Genomic DNA, 21430 nt, shown 5'->3' with positions numbered 1-21430 from the left:
GGTTTTTAGCTGGCATTTTTGTAGAGATTGACTAAACTCATTTTTTATTATACCCTATTTAAAGGCACAACAGCTTATCTGATTCTCAAACCAATAATTTTGGGTGAGGTGAGGTTTTTCTGGGTAAGTTCTATTAAAGCAAAAATATGCGATCGACTTTAGGAAAATTCCCATCCCCCTACCCAACCCTAAATGCCTCGCAGCCGAGGCCTGTGTCAGAAAAATTGTCGCCCAAATAGTCTGCACTCCGTCTTTTAACGGCTTTCCCCCCTTATGGTAGATAACACTGAGGTTGGTAAGCCTGTTATATTGGTAGTATCTAGGCAAGTTTCCTGGCTACAGGTACTTGCACGTAAAGGAGTTAGAGTGTCTGCTGAGAGACTATACTTCGGCGAACAACTACCAAACCACACCTTAATGCAAGTTATGAACAGCCAAAAAGTCAGTGTAATCCTTCCTGCATTCAATGCTGCCGACACTCTGGCCGAGACAGTTGCCTCCGTAGTTAAGGGCACCCACCAGAATCTAGAAGTTTTAATTGTTGATGACTGCTCTACTGATGCTACTGACAAAGTTGCTGCTAAGCTGGTCGAGCAAGATTCGAGAATTCAATACTTCAGGAATCCCCAAAATTACGGGGTTTCTAAGTCGAGAAATTTAATGATATATCTGGCAACGGGCGAGTATGTAGCGTTTATCGACAGCGACGATACCTGGGAACCCAATAAGTTAGAAGTTTGTTTGAAGATGCTCGCAGACAATCCCGAAGTCAAAGCTGTGGCTCACGCTTTGCGATATTTAGACAAGCGTGGCAACAAGTTGAGTTATATTCCCACCTATCCTACCACTAAAGCAGAAATGCAGGCGATTAAGGAGACAGGCGAATGTCCTTGGGTTTTCCCGTCTTCTGTTGTAGTCGATCGCTCCATTCTTCTCAAAGAAGGCGGCTTTGCAGAAGATTGGCAGGTAGGAGAAGATACAGAGTTATTTACCAAACTTGCTCAAAAGTACGGCTTGCTAGCGGCGACGGCACCTTTGGGAAATTATCGAATTAGAGGCACATCTCTCACAGATAAGCACTGGCTGAAAAAGCGCATAGCTTCTGATTGTGTCAAGGAAAACCAACTCCGGCGCTTGCGGGGAGAAAAAGAGTTATCGCTCAACGAGTACGAACAGCTATTCTTTAAGAATTTGCCGCTTTTGCCAAGGCTTAACAAATTTCGAGAAGTTTTGGCACAGCACTACATGAGAAAGCTGGGACAAAGTTGGTTAAATCGGGAGGTTTTGCCTACTATTTTTTACGGCCTCGCTACCACAGTTCTCAATCCGCAAGCTACTGTGAACAAGTGGAAATGGATGAAGACTCACGAAAAGTTGAGTAAGGAAAGGACAGAAGGTATCAGTCATTCGCCACAATTAAACCCCCAGCGATCGTCTGAAATCGGGCGGCTTTCCTAAAGGATGTTATAGCTGTATGGGGGTTTAGTTAAGAAATTAGGTGCTGCCAATAAAGCCAAATCGAAGCCGATCGCCCAGAGACTGGTTAATACGCGATATTGGGGTTTTGAGCAGTATTTGACTGTTAATATTCTGTCGGGTCAATTACCCGCAATACCAGCTACAGCGCCTTGCCGTCGTGCGCTCGGACACGATAATACAAATCTTTGAAAGCCGCCAGCCGATGTCAGCCTGGATTTATTCGATCGCCAACTTCCACCCTATACACGGCGCGAATAGCAGCGCTCGCCCGCAGTGCTATTTGGTGCCAAAACAGTTACACTAAACAATGTATGAGTAAAGAGCAAAGTTTTTTGAATTAAAAAATGGGTAGCAAACCCATTCTTGAGGCAGAAAATAAAAGCAAAAATTTATAAAAAATTATGCCTTCTACCTTCAGAGGACGATCGCCTTTTTACTTAGAATTAGATTGAATTTATGGACTGGCAAGAAATTTCTGGCAACTGGGTATTAATTCCTTCAAGACCGATCGCGATCGTACATTTTCTCGGAGGTGCATTTGTGGCGACAGCACCGCAACTCACCTATCGCTGGCTATTAGAGGCTTTAGGGAATCAAGGATATGTTGTAGTCGCAACGCCGTTTGTCAATACTTTGGATCATATTGCGATCGCCCGCGATGTCCTCAACAAATTTGAAAATGCCCTCGATCGCCTACGCGCCACTAAATTGCTCAAATCTTCCTATCTCCCCATTTACGGTATGGGACACAGCATGGGATGCAAGCTGCACTTGCTGATCGGTTCTGTATTTGACGTAGAACGAGCAGGCAATATTCTGATTTCTTTCAACAATTATGCGGCATCCGAAGCAATCCCGATCGTCGAGCAAATTTCCCCCGTCTTTAAAGTCGAGTTTACCCCTTCCCCGCAAGACACCAATCGCCTCGTCCAAGATAGCTATCAAATTCGGCGCAATCTTTTAGTTAAATTTAACGGCGACAACATTGACCAAACCCTGCTGTTGACCAAACTGCTAAAAGCACGATTTCCGGACATGATTACAGTTCAGACTCTGACTGGCAACCATCAAACGCCCTTGGGTCAAGATGTTAGCTGGCCTGTGGGTCAAATTTTTACACCCTTCGATGCGATCGGGCAATGGGTCAAACAAGAAGTGTATCGAGAATTAAATGAGTTAAAACGGACAATTCTGCGGTGGCTTAATCCTGTATCCCGCGTTTAAAACCCGATGAACCCATTAATCAGAAATTTCCTCTACCACTTCCAAAATATCCTGTTCATTGTTCGGCCTTGAGACAGGAGTATAATTTTTGATGATCGACAAACAGTTCCGTCCATCAGCCGTTCTCTCGTAACTAATACTGTCTGCGATGTCTTTAATCAATTTTAGGCCCCGCCCGCCGGGAGAGTGAATATCGACTTTTTCCGAAATATCTTTGATTTTTTTCTCTAAATCAAACGGATCGCCCGAGTCCCAAATTTTAATCTCTAAAGATTCAGCGAACACTGCCACCTGAATGTCAACAGGCAAATCCGCTGGTTTGCCCTTGTGGGCGTGACGCACCGCATTCGTAAAGCCCTCAGCCAAAGCTAACTGACACCGTATCCACACACTTGTAGGAATTCGCGAGTCGTACAATTGTGCAAACCACGACAAAACCCAGCTTAATCCGTTCAGACCTGTATTGACTCGAAGATCCGCTTTTTTTAGCATCGGCAACTTTTCGGAACCTTTTAATTCAATCACGCTCACCACAGAAGTTCTTCATCGGCCGGTGGGCAAAATACAACCAGAAAAAATACAACCAGACACAATACAACGGCGGCAAAATTGAATGGTAGTTTGAGGATACTAGCTTTGGTGGGCCGTCTAGCAATGTCTAATACACTAATCGGTTAGCGAGCATACCATAAATTGAACTTCCGTGTCAACCAGCACCTGTGGCAAATAAAAGTCTATAAAAATTTATATTCTGAGTATAAACTGAGTGAAGTTCGATCGCGCCAAATTTTCCTCAAACTTTAACGTAAATTGAACTCAACCACCCGCCGTCAAAAGCAATTACCTCGAAAGCGATGTCAATAAACTATACTCAATCTCAGACAAGGGCGCTGACAGGATATATTTTAAATGACCCCCAGACCTTGAAAAACTTGTAGTACCTAAGTGCCCATGTTTCAAATTCTGGTTATTGACGATGATACGGCTGTTCAAGAACTGCTGAGAAGAACCCTGAAAAAACAGGGTTACGAAGTAACAGTAGCAAGTAATGGCGAAGACGGTGTAGCCCAGGCGCAAAAATTGCGTCCGGCCTTGATAATTTGCGATTGGATCATGCCGCGCTTGACCGGCATCGATGTCTGCCGTCGAGTCAAGGCAGATCCGGATCTGTCAACTACACAATTCTTTTTGTTGACTTCTTTGGGTTCGATCGCCGATCGAGTCAAAGGGCTCGACGCCGGTGCCGACGATTTTATCTCAAAGCCGATCGAACTCAACGAGTTACAGGCAAGAGTACGCGCGGGATTGAGGCTGCACCAACTCAGCCGAGATTTGAAAATAGCCAAGCAAAGTCTGGAAGCAGAGTTAGCCGAGGCCGCCGAGTACGTGCAATCGCTGTTGCCAGATCCGATGACGGAACCTTTCAGCATTGAGGCAAAATTCATTCCCTCCCGGCAGTTGGGGGGAGATTGCTTCGATTACAACTGGCTAGATGCCGATTATTTGGCGATTTACTTGCTCGACGTAGCCGGTCACGGTTTGCGAGCGGCGCTGCCTTCTGTGGCCGTGCTGAATTTGCTGCGATCGCGCACGCTCCCCAACATAGACTATTACAAACCTAGCGACGTTTTGCGCGCCCTCAACACCACCTTCCAGATGAGCTACCAAAATGACAAGTATTTTACCATCTGGTATGGCGTTTACAACCGCATTTCTCGTCAGCTAGTGTATGCTAGCGCCGGCCATCCACCAGCCGTGTTGATTTCCCAGTCCCCTGCGAGCACCGCTAAAATCCAGCGATTAAAAACCCCCGGAATGCCGGTGGGGATGTTCCCCGATGCCCCCTATGTCGATAATTGCTGCGATGTCGAGGATTTGAGCACTCTCTACATCTTTAGCGACGGGGTATACGAGATCCACCAACCTGACGGCAATATCTGGGGGCTTGACCCTTTCGTAGATTTGTTAGCAGCTTACAACGGTGCAAGTGCCGACCAGTTAGAGCTGGTTTTGAACTACATTCAAAAGTTGAACGCTAAAGCAGTTTTTGATGATGATTGGTCTTTACTCAAGGTAAACTTTGGCTAGCTGACTTCTTGCATTGCATCTGCGACCAAATAGCAAGAAGCTAGCAGCCAAAAGATTTAGTTAGTTGAAGGAATTTTGCTATTAAAAGCATCGCGGGTCTGAAATATCTCGAAAACTCGATCCATGCTGGTGAGTTCAAATAAGATACGGATTTGCTCGTTGATAGAACAGACAACTAATTGACTCCCAGCGGCCCGGACTGTTTTGAGCGCCAAGACTAAAGCGCCCAAACCAGAACTATCCATAAATGTCACATCAGTGAAGTCTATCAATACTACATCGGCTCCCGCTTCCACTAGGTCGCTAATCTCTTGGCGGAATTGACTTGCCTTGGTGCCGTCTAAAATGCCAGAGGGCTGAATAATTTTAACTACAGGACTCATATTTTGCGGTGGGAATGTCAGAATTTCTAGCCAGACTAGGCTAGTATAGCTGCGAGATGGACTCCGAGCCAAATAAGAGAGGGGGAAAGCGCCAGAGCCTGAGAGCGGGAGAATAGTTTTGAGTGCAAAAGATGGTGATCGTCGCGGATCGTAACGCTGATCAGAGTCGCAGCGCTTCGCCGGGAGTGAATTTTGAGATAGGGACAATCTTTGTTCTGCCGAATGCCTTCTGGTATTAATCAAACTCGGCTAACTTTGGCGCGGTAGAGCAGTCTGTCGCCTTGTCTGTAGCCTGTGTAGCGGACTTTGACGGGTTCTCCTGGCTCGGCTGTTCCTTCCATGAGCTGGTGCTGTTGGGGGTTGTAGGGAATCTGGACTCCGACTGGGGCGATCGACTCCACTCCCCAATGCTCCAATAACTGCTCGACTGGCCGCAGCAAGGGCAGTAGTTTCTGAGCCCGCAAATTGTGATTTTCCTGAGCTTTGCTCGCAGCAGTCGGCCACTGCAACATCCAAGATTCTAAAATTTGCACGCTAGATAGCTGGAATTCCTGCATCAAAGATTCTTGCTGCTGTTCGATCGAAGCTTGCAGGCGCTGATATTCTTGTTCTAGGGCGGTCGGTGGTGCCTTTTCTAACTCTACATAGTCTGGTGCCAAGGTTGTCAGCAGTTCGGTTAAGGAAATTTGCAAAGCTTGACTAATTTTGAGCAGGATGTCGGCTCGGGTTTTCAAAGCTAAGCCGCGACGCAGGCGGATGACCTGAATTTCGGGAACTCCTGCTTTTTGGCTGAGTTCTCGATCGCTCGAAAGCCCCGCCTGTTCAATCAGGCGTTGCAGTTGAGGAGCATAATCTGGAATATTGGCAGTCACGAAAAACTCATCCAAATTAATAAATGGACATATTCTCGATCGTAAACTGTCACGAGCCTTAAGGAAATACATCTGTGGGGCGGGCTCCCGCGCCCACCCCACAACTTTTTTTGTGGCTATCTGACGCCTACTTTTTCCGGGGCTGTAGCTGTTGCAGTTGTCGCAGAACCTTGCAAATGTGCTTCTAGGAACCACAAACGCTTGTCAATTGTCCGCGAAATTTCGGTGTAGAGATCCGCTGTATCGGCATCGCCGAGTTCGCCTGTTGTGTCGATGGCGACTCGCAGGTGTTGGGCGTAGGGTGCGTAGCGATCGGCTAAAGCCGTCACGTACTCTTTGCCGTCTAAAATGTCGAAAGGAAATTCTGGCAAAATCGAATCTGCGGCGGCTGTGCGGGCTGTTCCTACAGCCAAACCGCCCAAAGCTGTGGCCCGTTCGGCAACCAAATCGATGTATTCTTCGAGTTCTGTTGCCATTTCGTCAAATAGCAAGTGCAACTGGTAGAAGTCCATGCCTTTAACGTTCCAGTGAGCTTGCTTGACTTGAGTTTTTAAGTCGAGAGTGGTTGCTAGCGTGGCGTTGAGCAGTCCGACTACTTGAGAGCGGGTGGCGACTGACATATCGATGCGGGTGGGGTAAAGATGTTGTTTGTGGTTGTTGGTAGTCATAGGTTTTTACCTTGTTATTTAGTGATTGTCGATCGAACATCTGAGAAAGCTTTGGGCGAGCGAATGTTTACCTGTTGTGAATTTCTGTTGAGAGGCTCAGGCTAGGTGCATCTGCAACACCGCACGGGGAGCTCGGCGTATTTTACAGCGGATAGTTTCTAAACCGAGACGCTGGCAAGCTTCGTAGCGGTGGCAGCCGGAAAATCCGTAATATTGGCCATCTACTTCTAGCACATCGATGGGTTCGTTTAAACCTACCTCGCGGATGGATTCCATGAGGGCGGCGACTTTGGTTTGGTCGTTGACTCGCGGCAGGGGGCGGCGAATCTGGTTGAGGGGTATTTCTTCGATCCTCATGGCGGCTGTCTCTTTTGCTTCTTGTTAAATCATACTCGTAATGACTTCGACTTGGCAAGCAAAATGAGGAATTACGCAAAAACGAGGTTTCTGCTTGGAATGCGGGTTGATGGAGGTAGCCTGAATCGCTCTTAAACGCAAGCGCATATCGAGGATTTACCCGAAGCGAAAGTCCGCGTGACCGCCCTGCGATCGACTCACGGTGGTCTGGGAATAGAACTGCTGGATTATCTGATGCCAGAGGGCGATCAACCCATGCGGAATAATTGGAAAAGTTGCGATATTGCCAACCTGCAAGTTGAGCTAATGATGAATGTTGTTGAGCAAACAGTGGAGCTATTACGTCTGAACCGAGTTCAGTTCGTCTCATCGCAACTGGTGCAGTTTACCTCAATGCCTTACCGCCAGGGCTGCGTTGTCAAAGACCCAAACGGACACGCCATGTTGCTGATGACGGAATAACGTCTCCACTCACCGGACGCAGATAACTTTCGCAACAAACGACAGAGATAACTTCGTTCCGGTGCAGTGGACTTGTTAGACCGCCACCCCAGTAGTTTACCTCTAACAGACTCCGTAATCACTACCCACCCTTCAACTCCTTCCATATACTTGGCTATAAACGCAAAGCAAAAAAGATCAGCCTAACACTTCCTTCAATGCCTTGATCGAGGGTGCAAAAAAGTAACCACCCCCTGTAGGAATTACCCAGTCAATAGAGGTTTCAATTGTTTCGGTTGAGTCATCAGTACCCAGAAGCTGGAAGTTCCGGGTGCGATCGCTCCCTTGACCCTGCTTCTGTCCAACGATCGGATCGTGTCCGCCACTTGGTGGAGGCTTTTTGTCACTGTTAGCCCAATGTCGCGATAAAAACTCAAACTGATTTTCAATTGAGGTTTGGTAGGAAACGAACAGTAGCCCGCGTTCTTCTGTGAGTTCAGCAGCAGTGGTATGTAATGGGTCTGATAGGGGAGCGCCGAACGGAATTCCCCGACGCAGAATTAGGCGGGTGAGGGTATGGCTAGCACCGCCTACGTCTGTTTGTAAGTCGCGGGGATTGACTTTGCGGATATGAGCGGCAAAGGGACATACAGCGCCAAAAGAAGATTTTGTGGCTTGAGGGAAATTGTCGCCCGGATAGTCGGGAAGTGTTACGAGCGGGAGTTTTGGGGTATCTACATCATAAAAAAAGTGATTGTTGGCAAGGCTATCGTTGGCAAGGTCTGAGTCATCAGCATTTGGTGTTCTCATCAGTGGCGCCCCACTTTTCCATCGTCCCACTAATTTTGCTGACAAAAGTTCTGCGGTCATATTTGCAAAACCTGGTTTTTGTGCCAGCTTTGCTGCCGTCTGCTGCATGAATTTCCAAAAAGCGGGTACATCCTGACGCAAACGTCGAAACACGAGGAACGATCCATTTTTAGTCCAAACGGGGGACAGCTTCAGAGGCTTCTGGGGTTGGATTGGATCGTCATCTCGTTGTGTCTTATAGCCCAATACAAATTGTCCTGGCCAGATTAAGGGTTGACCTGGTTTAGCATATCGAGCGGCTTCGGGTACTTTCGGATCGATCAGTCGTGGAGTCAAGAAATCATTCGTGGTTTTGGAGAGCCGTCCCCGCACACCGGGTTGGGAGATGCCATCTTTGAATCCGAAATGCTCATGACCTGGTTGGTCAGGTCGAGTCGCTCCAGGTTGCTCCAAGATAATTTCTAATCCTCTAGTTCCATCGCTTAGCTGAGGCAAGGCAGCGAGGGTAGATTTAATCCGAGTGACTTCGGCGTTGAGATGTGCAGGATCGTCGCTAGCAATAATTAGCAGAATATCAGGATACTTGTTGGAATCTGTGCCGCCCACCACCCACTGATTGGGATGCCCAGCAGAAGTCGGATCGCTTGGATCGCCAATTAGCCCCGCTCTAGCCGGCATCCCAATGCGGAAGGGATCACCCGCGCTAAACTGATTAGCGTCCGTTTCTGAAACCAATTTTTGAATGCCTTCGTAGGTAAAAGCAATGTTGAGCCAGGTCGCAACCAGCCCTTGGGGATCAGACTTCCGGCGATTTCGCAAGGTGCGGAACAGATTGTTGAACATCAGCACTTCTGCCACAGTAGCAATGTGTGGAGTGATGTCATGTATCCAAGCTTTGGTGTTCGTGCGATCGTGAATTTTCAGAAATAGAAACATCTGAAAATCCTTATTGAACCCAGCTAAGCTATTGCCTTGAATATCGTTGATTTCTAGCACTTCCTCAGTGGGCATTTTGACGGATGGAGAGTTAGTAGTTGGCATAAAACTTCAGCTATCTAAACTACGGAAAGACAGATGCTCATCACTTGCTGGCAGCAAGCCAACTGCGAGACTTCCACCTCCTGGTACACATGGTTTTGCTGGATTTTTGAACTTCCCTTTGCTAAAGGCAAGACCCGTCAGCTTCATCGTGATGTTTTCCGCGATTTGTCCTCCAAATTCAATTTTTTCTCCTCCAATAAGAATATCACCTACAGCAAATCCTTCACTTGCCGGCACTTGATAAACGGCACGGAGAATTGCCCCAGTTGAACCTCGTAAGATTTTCCAGTATCCAGGCTCGACTGGACTACCATTTGGTTTTGTCCAACCTGTAGTATCGAGATTATCGATGTAAAGTCCTACCGGATTTTGCAGTGTGATTAAAAAGCCATCTCGCGCCAAGGAGTTCACTGCTGCACCAATAGTAGGATCGCTGGCTCGACCTGCTTCACCATATCGGGCACACTTAATCAGCTCGTCTGGATCGGTTAGAATTACGCCACCCTTTTGGCGCAAAATTGTAGCTTGTGCAGCAATGTTAATTTCAGCTCCCAAAGTGTTGTTGCGCTGGTTTAAGTGCATTGCGCCATTTTTAGTGTTCCACTTGTTCAGCCGATTGTATTTGCCATTGAGAAACAAATCCTTGATCTGAACTTTAGGACTCACGTATTTTTGATATAGTGCGAGAAGTTTTTGTTTGTCTCCCGTCGCGCCAGCGGTTCTTGGTCCTGTGTAGATCAATGGGTATCCATGTGCGAGAGCTTCCCAATATTCGGGGCCTTCGCAGGTAAATGTGACTCGCGTAATCTTTCCGGCTTCTTTCGTGACGAACCATTCAAGATATTCGTCTTGTGCTCGCTCACCATTCGATAGGGGTTTGTCGGCTTCTTTCCAAGCTGCTCGCTCATTACCAGGATGCTTGCGCTTAATTAACGCGGGGAAGCCAGTCCAAGTGATTGCTGGCTCAATTTTAGGAGCAGTTGTATCGATATTGATCGGATTATAAAACTGACTTTTCCCTACTCCTAAGTCTGCCTCTACCCCTTGAATTTCTCGCTCGAAGCTAGTGGAAATAAACTCGCTCCACCCCTCACGCTGCTTGGGAATGGTATCGAAATCATCAATATTTGCGGGCGGATCGAAACGTACAATTTTCATCAGCTTAAATCCTTAATTGACCTAAAATAACCTAATAGATTCCAACTAAACCTAACCAATAAGGCACAAAATTGGGCGTTCGTACCCATCAACAATCTTCCAATCACGTCTTTACAGAGAGACTGAGGTCTAACTATTATTAGCCTGAAAATTTCCGCATAATACCCCAAATCACATGGAGAGGCGGAAGGTTTTTGTATAACTTGTTATTAAACTAACATTTTCTATTTCAAGAGTCCGGACAGTTTTTAGATATTAGTCTGAAACCCTTGATTTTCCGGCAACCCTATAGTGTAGCTCTAAAGCATTGCTTGCTTTAGAGGAGCGCCCTGAAACCCTTATTCTACGGCTGGCACTCAAAAACTGTCCGAAGTGTTGCTATTTAGTTCTCTAAATTTGGGTGATTAGCCAGAATTTCTTTCGTCCAACTCTGAAATTCTGGCAATAAGCAGCGCCCTAAAACAAGATCGATCGCCCCTTAACAAAAAATGGCAGAATCTGCTACTGAATCCTATTAACTCAATCCAGCAATAATATTGACGCTCATAGCCAGAATAGCCGTGTTAAAAAAGAACGACAGCACGCTGTGAAAAAGCACGAGATACCTCGTGGAACGAGAAGTTATCTGCACGTCTGCAACTTGGCAAGTCATCCCAATACCAAAGGAGAAATATAAAAAATCTTTGTAGTCAGGTTCCTCGTCGCCCGGAAAGTCCAAACCATTCGCCTGCGAGTAGCTGCCGTGCTGTTTGCTGCGGTTTTTGTAGTAGCTGCGGGCATAGTGCATCGTGAAGATAGTGTGTACCTGCATCCAAGAGCCAACAATTGTAAGAACAGAAAGCCCCAAGTGCAGAAATAGCAAATCGGGGGGCAAGCCTTTGGTATCGCGCAGCAGGAAGAAAATGGCTAACAAGCTAGCACAAGCTGCTGCCACGATCGTGCTTAAGATTGCCAAGCGGCCGGCGTCCAACTGCTGAGCGTGGTGGCGCATTATTTCGGGAGTGCCTTGCAGCATCAGCATCCAAGTCAAAAGCAGGAAACTGACAGCGCCCGCGTTCCAAATGCACAGTGTCCGAGTCAGGAGGAAATATTGAGGTGGCAGGAAAACAGCGACTGCTATAGCGAACAGAACAGACGCAAACAGGCGGTGCCGGACGCTCCAGAGCCAGTGCATTTTAGATAGGCGAACGTTTTTCACCATGAAGTTAGGAACAGTAAGGGTTAGAAAATGCTAACTACTGATATATTGCCAGGAAATCGCAAAAAATAATGAATTGGTAACACGCAACACAGGCAGGATTTTTCATGCCTTTCGATAGATCGATCGACCTCAACCTTCTAGGTACAGTGGGAGAAAAGATAAATTGTGGCTTGAAATTATGGCATCCTCCCAACCCCTCAAAGGCATTGAATTGATCGACTGCGCCAAAGCTAACGCCCAACAAGGAATCGCCACAGCCGCGAACCTTTGCGGCTACGGGAGCGACCTCAACACCTTCGAGCGGGAACTGAAAAAGGCTTGCCAAGACATCGGCGTCGAAGTCAAGGAGTTAAGCGACTTGATTACGGCTCAGCAGATGATGAAACAAGGGATGGGTATTGAAGTCGCTCCAGATACTCCCTCAGAACTCTAGGCTCAATCTCCACCGCACCAGTTTTAGAGCTAAGATTGCCGCGACACCAGTATTTTGAGTCTGCTAGCTGAGGCAGGCTAGAATGTTTTGCATGGGAGCTTCCGACTTTTGGCAGGAGTCGCGTTTTCTCTCGGGAAGAGGGTGCTTTCTGGAGGGTGCACAGATTGTTAGGAGGACTGTCGTGTCAGATCAGCAAGACCGAATTATGCGTTTGTTTATAGAGGAGGCTAAGGAGCACCTCGATACTCTAGAAAATGGTTTAGTGGATTTAAAGTCCACGATGAAAGACCCCGAAAGCGTCCAAGAGATGTTTCGAGCCGCCCATTCCGTGAAAGGAGGGGCGGCTATGCTCGGCTTAGATAGTATTAAAACAACCGCTCACCGCTTGGAAGATTGTTTTAAGGTGCTCAAGGACGGGCCCGTCAAGCAGGTTGACCAAACGGCAGAATCCCTATTTTTAAAGGGAGTTGATACGCTTAAGGACTTGCTGGGGCGACTGGAGGGGCCTTTCGGCTTGAGGAATGAGGAGGGAGAAAAACTCGTGCAGCAGGTGATGCCTGTTTTTGCTCAACTGGAAACTCACCTCAATAAATTGGCGTCGGGCAAAGTGCAGGCTGCTGCTGGGTCTGGTACGCCCGCAGCTCCAACAGCGGGCGCTGTGCCGCCAAATTTTGCTGTTGAAGTGATGACTTTACTGAAAGAAATGTTGCAGGTGTTCAAGCAGAAAGAATCGGCTGCTAGTCGCTCTGAGTTGACGGCTGTGTGCGTTCGCCTCTATAAGTTGGGAGGTAAAATAGAGACTTGGCAAAATTTAGTAAAAACAGCTAGAGCAGCGATCGTTAATCCCAAAAACTCTTATCAAGTCTTAGCTCCGCTGATTATCAAAGAACTCAAGGAAGCTGGCGATTTAGTACAAGGGGGGAAAGCCAAGACGATCGTTCCGAGTAAAAATTTGCTACTTTTGGCAGCAAGCCCAAAACCAGCCGCCCCAGCCGCCCCAGCCGCCCCAGCCGCCCCAGCAGCAGCGTCGAAGCAAGTCGCACTTCCGGCCGAACCGAAGGCGGTAGTCAAGCTTTTGCTCAAAACTTTCAACAAAAAGCAACTCTCGGAAATCGCCAAGTTACTGGTTAACGCCATCAAATCCTCGAACTAGGAGTTGTTGCAGTAGAAGATAGAATCAAAGCAATATTTGTGAGGCGGATAATTTTCTGGTGGGTGCTGGCAGCCGCTCGTTGAGCAGCAACTCGAAAAAATTCACTCATTCGAGATTTTTGCGCTCTATCTTCTACTGTTGGGCAACCCTGCGTTAGAATGATTGGATATGTAGGCGTGCAATATTGTACCAGAATTAAAAATCGAGCAGGCTTTATAAGGCGGTAGCTGTGAAACCAATTCGTTCATTAGAAGATGCTTTAAACCGCTGTCAGGCGATGGGAATGCGCTTGAGCCGCCAGCGTCGATTTATTCTAGAACTTTTGTGGGAGGCAAAAGAACACCTCTCGGCTCGCGAAATTTACGATCGCCTCAACAAACAAGCGCATTCGATCGGTCATACTTCTGTCTATCAAAATCTAGAAGCTTTGTCGAGAGAAGGGATTATTGAGTGCATAGAACGCTCGGAGGGACGCTTGTACGGCAATGTCAGCGACTCTCACTCTCATGTCAATTGTCTTGATACGGCTCAGATTCTGGACGTTCATGTGGAATTGCCGATCGACTTGATCGAGCTAATCCAAGAGCAAACGGGTGTCAAAATTGTAGACTACCGGATAGATTTCTACGGATATCGATCTGCCGAGTCCGCCACGCAAGCATCGAGTGTCAGCGATACGCCAAAGGCTTCGTAACGGATAAAGCAGCGCCTGTTGGAAGCAAAACAGATCTTTGTGCTCGGGCTGGCGGTTGTAGAAAATGATTTAAGTATTTTGCTGGGTGCGATCGGTTTTTTTGCAGTCGCCAGCCGGAATTCGGCACAGTAGAAAAAAAATGAAAACAGAAAAATGAAACTTGATCGGCAAGTTTGGCGATCGGGAATAAAATTTACGACTAAACCCAAAAAATCATTTCTACCCTCTACACGTAAAAGTGTAGACCAAATCCGGCTGTAGTACCCCTTTATTTTGAAATCGGCTTGTAGGAGACGAAAGTTTGTGGAGGATTGGTTTCAACCGCTGAGTCTGATAAGGGAATTTCTGACCCGGATTTAATATTAGACCTTAGTTTAATCCCTCCCACAATTTATGTGCAGAGTCAATTCTAAAATCTAAAATCTAAAATCTAAAATTGCTCGACAGACGGGGGCTTAATACTGTTTTTTCTGCTAAACGGCCCCGGGATCTGTCAATAACTGTGTGATAACTGGTATGATTTACGTGCTTCGAGAGCCTAAAATACTCGGAAGCAACCAGTGGGGCTGGACACGAACCTCACTATAAAACGCCGTAGAGGGAAAAATTTCCAGTACCTTGAAGGAAGTTCTCGATCTCCTTAACAAGAGTCAGAAGCCGACATCACAATCTATGATTTGATGTGGGAGTGTCAGGCTTTACAGCGCATTACAGGACAGGCTGAAGTAATGGCGAGACGACAATCTGACCAATTCCACACACCACCGCAATACAACCCATCCCCCAAACCGACGGCACAGTTCAGTGCAGAGGCGACAGGCGATGCGAGTTCCTCAGTAACGGCGCTGCCGATTGAGGGCAAAAGAACTTTTTGGCAGTGGCAACTTATCTGGCTGAGTCTCCTGGTGGGATTTGGAGTAACCGGTGCCGCTGCATTTCTGTGGTTGCTGACGATGCCGCCGCCGCCCAATTGCCAGCAACTGTCGCCGCTCGCGGCGGATGGAGAGCGACTTTACTGCGCTCAGCAAGCTGCTAAGTCGGGCAAGCTAGAACAGCTAGAATCGGCAATAGCACTGGTGCAGGCTTGGCCGAAAGAACACCCTCTATACTCGCAGGGTCAACATTTGATCGGGGAATGGTCGAAAGCCATGCTGGGATTCGCCAGGGCGAAAATTGAGTTGGGCGATTTGAAGGGCGCTCTGGAGATTGTGGCGAAAATTCCGAAAACCAGTCCGTCTTACCCTGATGTACAGGAAGCTGTGACTGCTTGGGAAAAAAATTGGCAGGAGGGCCAAAAACTCTACGATACAGCCCTAGCAGCTTTGAAAAGTGAGGATTTAAGGAAGGCCTGGGATTATGCTCAAGCTCTGTTCAAGCTGGAAAATGTTTTCTGGAGTCAGAAGCGGTACAACGAGCTGATCCAGCAGATTTCTTTGGAAAGAAACGGCTGGCAGCGCTTGCAAGAGGCTAGAGATTTGGCGAAGGACGGAACTCCGCAAAAGTTCGCTGAGGCGATCGTCCTGGCTCGTAAAATAGACTCGCAGCTTTTTGCCCGCGCTAAAGCTGAGAAGGAAATTGAGGGCTGGAGCCGGACTTTGCTGGCAATGGCTACTAAACGGTTGGGGGCGAAAGACCTGCCGGGGGCGATCGAGGCTGCTTCTGTTGTGCCGCAGGATTCCCCGCTGTTTGCGGAAGCTCAAGATTTGATGCAGTTGGGTAGGGCTCAGGCAGTGACGTGGAACCAGTCGATATCAACTCCGCTGCCACAACACATTTTTAGCTTGCTGGAAGGGCAGGGGGCTGCTAGCCAAATTGCTCCGGGTCGCCCTCTGTACAAGCAAGCTCAAGTTCAAATTGAAAATTTGCAGGTGCAGTTTCAAGATTTGCTGCGTCTGCAAGTGGCGAGCACGATCGCTAGTGTCGGTCAGATAGGGACGTTTGGACTCGCGATCGAGCAAGCGCAAACCATCGGACTTAAGCAGCCGCGGCGGGTTCACGCTCAAACTTTGGTGGCTGCTTGGCGTCGGGAAATTCAGCGGATCGAAGACGAATCTTTTCTGACTCTGGCGAAGCAGTTGGCAGAAGCGCAAACCGTTGAAGGACTCAAGGCGGGCATCGCTCAGGTAGTTCTGATTGCTCAAAACCGCCCCCGCAGGGTAGAAGCGCAAACTCTCTTGGCTCAGTGGACGAAACGCATAGAAGTTATTCAAGATCAGCCTTTTTTGGATGAAGCCATCGCCCTGGCGAAGCAAGGAAAACTTAGTGCTGCTATTGAAAAAGCTTCGGCAATTAAGAGCGGTAGGACTTTGTACGCGAAAGCTCAGGATAATGTCTATCAGTGGGTGAGCGAACTGCAAGTTGCTCAAGACCGTCCGATTCTCGATCGAGCTGCGGAATTGGCATCTAAAGGCAGTCTAGGAGCGGCGATTGATACGGCTTCCCAAATCGGTTACGGTAGGGCGCTGTATTCAGAGGCGGCAGGTGCGATCGGGCGCTGGAGTGCTGAACTCAGAGCCAACAGTGCACCGCCGCCGGAACCCGCTCGCGAGTCCGCGCCGGAACCCGCTCGCGAGTACGCGCCGGCTCCCCGACAAGAGGAGTACGCCCCGGCTCCCCAACAAGAGGAGTACGCCCCGGCTCCCGAGCAGGCTCCGGCTCCCGAGCCTTACTATCCGCCCGCGAGCCAACAGGCCCCCGCAAGGGAACCGGAACCTTACTATCCCCCCGCAAGGGAACCGGAACCTTACTCTCCGCCCGCGAGGGAGCCGGAACCTTACTATCCCCCCGCGAGGGAGCCGGAACCTTACTCTCCGCCCGCGAGAGAACAGGCCCCGGCTCCGGCTCCGGAACCTGCTCCTCCTCCGGCTCCGGCTCCGGAACCCGCGCCACCCTCGATTCCTGACTCGGCTGGTCCTCCTGATGCTAATTTGATCCCCGAGTAATGGGGTTTTCGCGCGATCAAGCTCTAAAATCTCCAATCTAAAATCAAGTGAGTAATTTGCAACTGCTGACGATCGATAGCGACCCCATTTTCCGGCTGGGGCTGCGAGTCGCTTGCGAGCAGTATCCAGACTTGCAAGTTGTCGCAGAGGTTTCAACGCGAAACGAGGCTTTGCGGGTTCTAGAAGCTCGCTCCCTCGGCTCTGAAACAGCCAAGAAGCCGGGAGATTTGGCAATTTTGGCTGTTGAGACCCTAAATTTGCGATCGGGTCAAACAAAGGCGCTGGCATTTTGTCGCGAACTCAAAAGTTTGTACCCCAACCTGCCCCTGTTGCTGCTAGGCGGGCCGCTGACACCGGAGTTGTTGGCGGATTTACAGGCGGCAGGCGCGAATGGGTATTCTCCTAAAGGTAGAGATATTTCTCTGACAATCGAAGCTGTTCGCGCTGTGGCATTTGGTCACACTTATTGGGCGACGGATGCGGCAGCTAACTCGGAAATAGAACTAAATGCAGCGGTGGTTCAAACAGTAGAAAACTCCGCAGCAATTGCAGATAAAAATGCAGATAATTCGACCGTTGATACGCCAGTACACAAAAAAATGCTGGCTTATTTTTGTCGTTCTGGACTACGGGAAATAGATGCAACTTTGGCGGTTGTTCAAGCTGATTTGCAAGAGTTCAGAGCCGCAGATGCGACTGATTTGCCCTCTATTTTAGATGGGGTTGTACTCAGCGGACGCCGCAGAGAATTGCTCGCAGCTCGTTGGATTGTCAGTCAGTTATTATTTGAAGGAAAAGGGGAGAAGGCAAAAGGAAGAAGGCAGAAGGAAGAAGGAAGAAGGAAGAAGGAAGAAGGAAGAAGGAAGAAGGCAGAGGCAGAAGGAAGACGGGAGAATTTGTTGAATAATTCTCAGTTGCAAGTAGCGAATGCTCAAGTTTCGGCGAATTATTTGGACGTGGCAACTAATTGGCAAAATAGCTTGTTTGACTCTGTGGCGACTAAATTCCAGTTTGAGTTGGTGAATTTGACTGGCTTGCCTTTGGAAATCGATATTTTGCGATCGCCCAAAAAGCGTGAATTGATGAGTTCCATCCTGCGGAAGTTAAAGGATTTGCTGGAGGAATTGCGCTTTTCGCAAGTACAGCAAACTCACTTGTCGCAAAAAATGCCTGCTATTTTACGGAATTTGTGGGAGGCGACAATCATAGATTTTTTTGGCAGATACTATACACTGCAAACGAAAGAAAATCTGGTTTTTGATGGCAGTCAAGCCAGCTTAAAACTGGAAGAAAGCCAAGGGGGAAGCGCTGCTTATATCTTGGCTGGCAGGGGCGTAGAAGTAGTGCCGATGCTGCTGGCAGATGCGGATGTAGTTGCCGCAGAAATACTTGACAAAATACCGATGACAGTTGAGTTTTTTGCACATTTGCTATTTGAAATTCCTCTAACAGTTGACAATGTTTCTTGTGTTTCAGGCAGCCCGGAAGCAATGCAGCGAGCTGAAGCTTTGTTGGAAAATTTGGCAATACAAGTTGCTAGCGGAGTGGTACAGCCTCTACTAAATAATTTGGCAAATATTGAAGAAATTAAGCAAATTTTTTACGATGGGAAGTTGATTTCGACGCGAGAAATTGAGAGGTTTCGGAATAATTTGTCGTGGAGATATAGCTGGGATAGATATTTTGTGGAACCGAAAGCGATTTTTGAAAGCAAGTTTTGGCTGTTTGTTTTGGGCGATTTGGGAATTAAGAGAATTTCTATTTATTCTCCGAGAAATCGGGAGTTAGCACAGCTTTCTGGGTGGCAGTTAGCCTTGACTTTGCTGCTGGAAACCAGGGATGCGATCGCACCTAGAGTTCGCGCGGTTATTTCGCTGTTGGGTGCTGCTGTTGTTTACGTTTTGACCCAGGTAATAGGGCGGGGAATTGGTTTAATCGGGCGGGGAATTATCCAGGGGATTGGTAATTCTTTGCAAGATACCAAGTTTGGGAAAAACGGGTAACGGGAAGTTTTGGAACGAAGCAGTATAAGGGGTTTAAGGGATTTAGATTAATACATTAATCAGTCGGATTTGATAGAATTGGTGATTGGTGATTGGTAATTGGTGGTATTATAGATAGTAACTTAATGCTATAAGGTTGACTTTTTATGAGTATTATGATATCGATAGATGCCGATCGCATAAACAGTTTAGATTTGTCTCCGGTGCGGACTGTGATTGAAAAGTGGCTGGCAGAAGGAGCGATCGCCCACAACGAACAACAGCTACAATTTGAAATTGAGTATCCGCGCGAAGAGTTAGATCCGCGAGAAATCTCGGAAATTCCCGAAGTGCGGCTGTGGTTTATTCGCTTGGATGCTTGTTACCCTTGGCTGCCATTTTTGCTGGATTGGAAAGCGGGAGAATTGGCGCGCTATGCCGCGATGTTGGTGCCACACCAGTTCCACCGCACCCAAGGTATTCAGTACAATCCTGAAGCTTTGGAAATGTTTTTGATGAGCAAAATATTCGTGTTGACTGATTGGTTTAATCAGCAGGGAATTCCCAGTAAATCAAAGTTGATGGCGATGTCGCAGATGTTTGGTTATGATTTGGACGATGCTTTTTTTGATGTGATTGTGCCGCACAAATAAGCTGTAAGTAAGCCCACCTAAATTGTATTTTTTGGGCGGGCGGGACGCCCACTCCACAAGAATTCGCTCAAACTTGACTGTAAAATTTAGATGTTTCACACTAACTACTGTGGGGAGTAGGGGTTGGCTTCTAGCCCACCCAAAAAGGCGTAAGGTACGCAGTGTGTACCCCACAAATAGCGTGGTAAGCCCTCTTCACAATTTTCTCAGAATTGAGAGCTAGTTTAAATAAACAACGATCGCCCCATTCAATCGATCGAGGAAATTTACCATGACAACAGATTACCTCATCGTCGGCAGTGGTTTATCAGCACTGGTTTTCGGAGCTTTGATGGCAAACTCCGGCAAAACCGTACACATCCTCGAAGCTCACGAGCATCCCGGAGGCTTTGGTCACACCTTTACGATGGCCAAAAAATACACCTTTAATGCCCAATTCCACTACGTTTGGGACTGCGGCGAAGGACATACAGTCAATCGAGTTCTCAAAAAACTCGGTCTCGATCAAGATGTCACCTTTGAGCGGTACGATCCGAATGGCTACGACCACATGAGAATGCCTGGGTACGCGCTAGATATACCCTCGGAACCAGAGGAACTGATCCGCAGATTGTCGGCGCTGTTCCCCGAAGCAGGCGAGAGAATTCGCCAATTCGTCAACGAAGTCGAGAAAACCGGCGAGGGACTCAGAAAACTCGCTCCTCCCGTAAAACCAATTGAATTGCTCAAAAACTTCGGTGACGTATTCTGTGCCGTCCAACACCTCAACAGTACACTTCAGGACGTTTTCGACAAGTTCCAACTCCCCCAAGCCGCCCAAACTCTATTAGCCCTGCAATGGCCGGACTTTTTGCTGCCTCCAAATCAGCTTTCTTTCTATGCTTGGATTGCCTTGTTTAGAGGCTATCAAGAAGGTGCATTTTACCCGACGCAGCATTTTGAAGATGTCATCAATTCTTTAGTTAATGTCATTGAATCCAACGGGGGCAAAGTTCTATTAAACCATGAAGTCACGAATTTTAGGGTGACAAACAGAACAGTAACTGGAGTTGAAGCGATGGATTTGACCACGCATCAAACCCATGAATTCACGGGCAACACGGTGATTTGCAACCTTGACCCGAAAAGAGCGGCCAAGATGATTGGAGAGGAACTGTTCTCTAAAAAAGTGCGGCAAAAACTCAACTATGAGTATTCTGCATCTAACTACATGGTGTACTGCGTTGTCAAAGATATCGATCTCCGCGACTATGGATTTGGCAAGTGGAATACGTTTCATTCGGAACACTTGGATCTAAATGAAGCTTTTGCTCAAATGTATGACCAAAATGATTTTTCTCGTCCGAGTTTTGCCATTACAACGCCAACTTTACTCACGGAAGCGCGGCGGGATTGTCCAGAAGATTGTCAAATTGTGGAATTTCTGACTGTTGCTAATTACAGCTATTTTAAACAACTTTGGGAGAGCGATCGCAAAGCTTACAGACAGAAGAAACAAGAAATTCTCGACTCGATTTTAGATGTTGTGGAAAAACACTATGTTCCGAATTTCCGCAAACACATGGTTTTTCATGTTACCGGAAGTCCGACGACTAACGAGCGCTTCTGTTGGTGTCCTAACGGTAATTCCTACGGTTCCAGCCTGACGCCGCGCAACATGGGGGTCGATCGGCTAAATCATGAAACATCCCTCAACAATTTCTATTTCTGCAACGCCTCTTCGGGCTATCCAGGCTTTGCACCGACATTTTGGACGGGGGCGCTGCTTTATCAACGTTTATCCGGCGATGCGATTTTAGGCTAGGAGGAATTGGTTACGCGGCGATTGAAATCGCTACTACAGAAACGAAG

Annotated in this window: 20 protein-coding genes; 11 read left to right on the top strand and 9 right to left on the bottom strand. The window is 47.7% G+C overall.

The annotated features are described in order from the left end of the window. The first annotated feature begins 366 nt into the window (after nt 1–366). A complete protein-coding gene (locus tag QT996_RS13895; protein ID WP_333047165.1) occupies nt 367–1458 on the top strand; it encodes a glycosyltransferase family 2 protein in 1092 nt (363 codons plus the stop codon). 477 nt (nt 1459–1935) lie between these two features. Continuing rightward, the gene (locus QT996_RS13890; RefSeq protein WP_333047164.1) at nt 1936–2703 is read left to right on the top strand and encodes a DUF1350 family protein; all 768 of its coding nucleotides are present in this window, start codon (nt 1936–1938) and stop codon (nt 2701–2703) included. A gap of 15 nt (nt 2704–2718) precedes the next feature. On the opposite strand, the gene QT996_RS13885 is transcribed toward QT996_RS13890, so the two are convergent. Continuing rightward, on the bottom strand, nt 2719–3237 hold the full coding sequence (locus QT996_RS13885) for an anti-sigma regulatory factor (RefSeq protein ID WP_333047162.1): 519 nt from the start codon (nt 3235–3237) through the stop codon (nt 2719–2721). Nucleotides 3238–3654: 417 nt separating this feature from the next. Here QT996_RS13885 and QT996_RS13880 point away from each other — a divergent pair, with 417 nt between their 5' ends. Continuing rightward, entirely contained in the window at nt 3655–4791 is a 1137-nt protein-coding gene (locus tag QT996_RS13880; RefSeq protein ID WP_006632014.1) for a PP2C family protein-serine/threonine phosphatase, read from the top strand. A gap of 56 nt (nt 4792–4847) precedes the next feature. Here QT996_RS13880 and QT996_RS13875 read toward each other — a convergent pair whose 3' ends face one another. The 4 genes from QT996_RS13875 to QT996_RS13860 all read right to left on the bottom strand — a co-directional run bounded on the left by QT996_RS13875 (nt 4848) and on the right by QT996_RS13860 (nt 7071). Further along, a complete protein-coding gene (locus QT996_RS13875; RefSeq protein ID WP_333047161.1) occupies nt 4848–5174 on the bottom strand; it encodes an STAS domain-containing protein in 327 nt (108 codons plus the stop codon). 239 nt (nt 5175–5413) lie between these two features. Then, the gene (locus QT996_RS13870) at nt 5414–6118 is read right to left on the bottom strand and encodes a helix-turn-helix domain-containing protein (protein ID WP_333047160.1); all 705 of its coding nucleotides are present in this window, start codon (nt 6116–6118) and stop codon (nt 5414–5416) included. A gap of 44 nt (nt 6119–6162) precedes the next feature. After that, complete coding sequence (gene dps / locus QT996_RS13865) at nt 6163–6714, bottom strand: DNA starvation/stationary phase protection protein Dps (RefSeq protein WP_333047159.1); 552 nt, start codon at nt 6712–6714, stop codon at nt 6163–6165. A gap of 96 nt (nt 6715–6810) precedes the next feature. Next, the gene (locus QT996_RS13860) at nt 6811–7071 is read right to left on the bottom strand and encodes a sulfiredoxin (RefSeq protein ID WP_333041516.1); all 261 of its coding nucleotides are present in this window, start codon (nt 7069–7071) and stop codon (nt 6811–6813) included. Nucleotides 7072–7248: 177 nt separating this feature from the next. Here QT996_RS13860 and QT996_RS13855 point away from each other — a divergent pair, with 177 nt between their 5' ends. Beyond that, nucleotides 7249–7533, top strand: a complete 285-nt coding sequence (locus QT996_RS13855) for a hypothetical protein (RefSeq protein ID WP_333047158.1) — start codon at nt 7249–7251, stop codon at nt 7531–7533. 177 nt (nt 7534–7710) lie between these two features. On the opposite strand, the gene QT996_RS13850 is transcribed toward QT996_RS13855, so the two are convergent. The 3 genes from QT996_RS13850 to QT996_RS13840 form a co-directional block, all read right to left on the bottom strand. Next, complete coding sequence (locus QT996_RS13850; RefSeq protein ID WP_333047157.1) at nt 7711–9363, bottom strand: Dyp-type peroxidase; 1653 nt, start codon at nt 9361–9363, stop codon at nt 7711–7713. Nucleotides 9364–9369: 6 nt separating this feature from the next. After that, the gene (locus QT996_RS13845; protein WP_333047154.1) at nt 9370–10521 is read right to left on the bottom strand and encodes a hypothetical protein; all 1152 of its coding nucleotides are present in this window, start codon (nt 10519–10521) and stop codon (nt 9370–9372) included. A gap of 514 nt (nt 10522–11035) precedes the next feature. Further along, a complete protein-coding gene (locus QT996_RS13840) occupies nt 11036–11722 on the bottom strand; it encodes a DUF1345 domain-containing protein (RefSeq protein WP_333047152.1) in 687 nt (228 codons plus the stop codon). A gap of 178 nt (nt 11723–11900) precedes the next feature. Here QT996_RS13840 and QT996_RS13835 point away from each other — a divergent pair, with 178 nt between their 5' ends. Both QT996_RS13835 and QT996_RS13830 read left to right on the top strand, forming a co-directional pair. Further along, nucleotides 11901–12155, top strand: coding sequence for a hypothetical protein (locus QT996_RS13835; RefSeq protein ID WP_333047151.1), 255 nt, complete (start codon nt 11901–11903; stop codon nt 12153–12155). 82 nt (nt 12156–12237) lie between these two features. After that, nucleotides 12238–13308 carry an Hpt domain-containing protein gene (locus tag QT996_RS13830; RefSeq protein ID WP_333047150.1) on the top strand — a complete coding sequence of 357 codons (1071 nt, stop codon included), beginning with the start codon at nt 12238–12240 and terminating at the stop codon, nt 13306–13308. Here QT996_RS13830 and QT996_RS13825 read toward each other — a convergent pair. Then, a complete protein-coding gene (locus tag QT996_RS13825; protein ID WP_333047149.1) occupies nt 13292–13417 on the bottom strand; it encodes a hypothetical protein in 126 nt (41 codons plus the stop codon). The two genes, QT996_RS13830 and QT996_RS13825, sit on opposite strands and share 17 nt — an antisense overlap. A gap of 120 nt (nt 13418–13537) precedes the next feature. Between QT996_RS13825 and QT996_RS13820 the strand changes: the two genes are divergently transcribed. From QT996_RS13820 to QT996_RS13800, 5 genes are all read left to right on the top strand, one after another. Then, complete coding sequence (locus tag QT996_RS13820; protein ID WP_333041514.1) at nt 13538–14002, top strand: Fur family transcriptional regulator; 465 nt, start codon at nt 13538–13540, stop codon at nt 14000–14002. 680 nt (nt 14003–14682) lie between these two features. Then, nucleotides 14683–16944 carry a hypothetical protein gene (locus QT996_RS13815; protein ID WP_333047147.1) on the top strand — a complete coding sequence of 754 codons (2262 nt, stop codon included), beginning with the start codon at nt 14683–14685 and terminating at the stop codon, nt 16942–16944. 47 nt (nt 16945–16991) lie between these two features. Further along, a complete protein-coding gene (locus QT996_RS13810; RefSeq protein WP_333047146.1) occupies nt 16992–18947 on the top strand; it encodes a DUF3685 domain-containing protein in 1956 nt (651 codons plus the stop codon). Between the two features lie 146 nt (nt 18948–19093). Further along, nucleotides 19094–19579: a CRR6 family NdhI maturation factor gene (locus QT996_RS13805; RefSeq protein WP_333047144.1), complete on the top strand. Its 486-nt coding sequence runs from the start codon at nt 19094–19096 to the stop codon at nt 19577–19579. 271 nt (nt 19580–19850) lie between these two features. Then, nucleotides 19851–21383 carry an NAD(P)/FAD-dependent oxidoreductase gene (locus QT996_RS13800; RefSeq protein ID WP_333047142.1) on the top strand — a complete coding sequence of 511 codons (1533 nt, stop codon included), beginning with the start codon at nt 19851–19853 and terminating at the stop codon, nt 21381–21383. Nucleotides 21384–21430 lie beyond the last annotated feature (47 nt).

The organism is Microcoleus sp. S13C4 (assembly GCF_036700865.1).
Classification (GTDB): domain Bacteria; phylum Cyanobacteriota; class Cyanobacteriia; order Cyanobacteriales; family Microcoleaceae; genus Microcoleus.
Note: the sequence above shows the minus strand (reverse complement) of the source record. Positions and strands in the feature narration are given on the sequence as shown.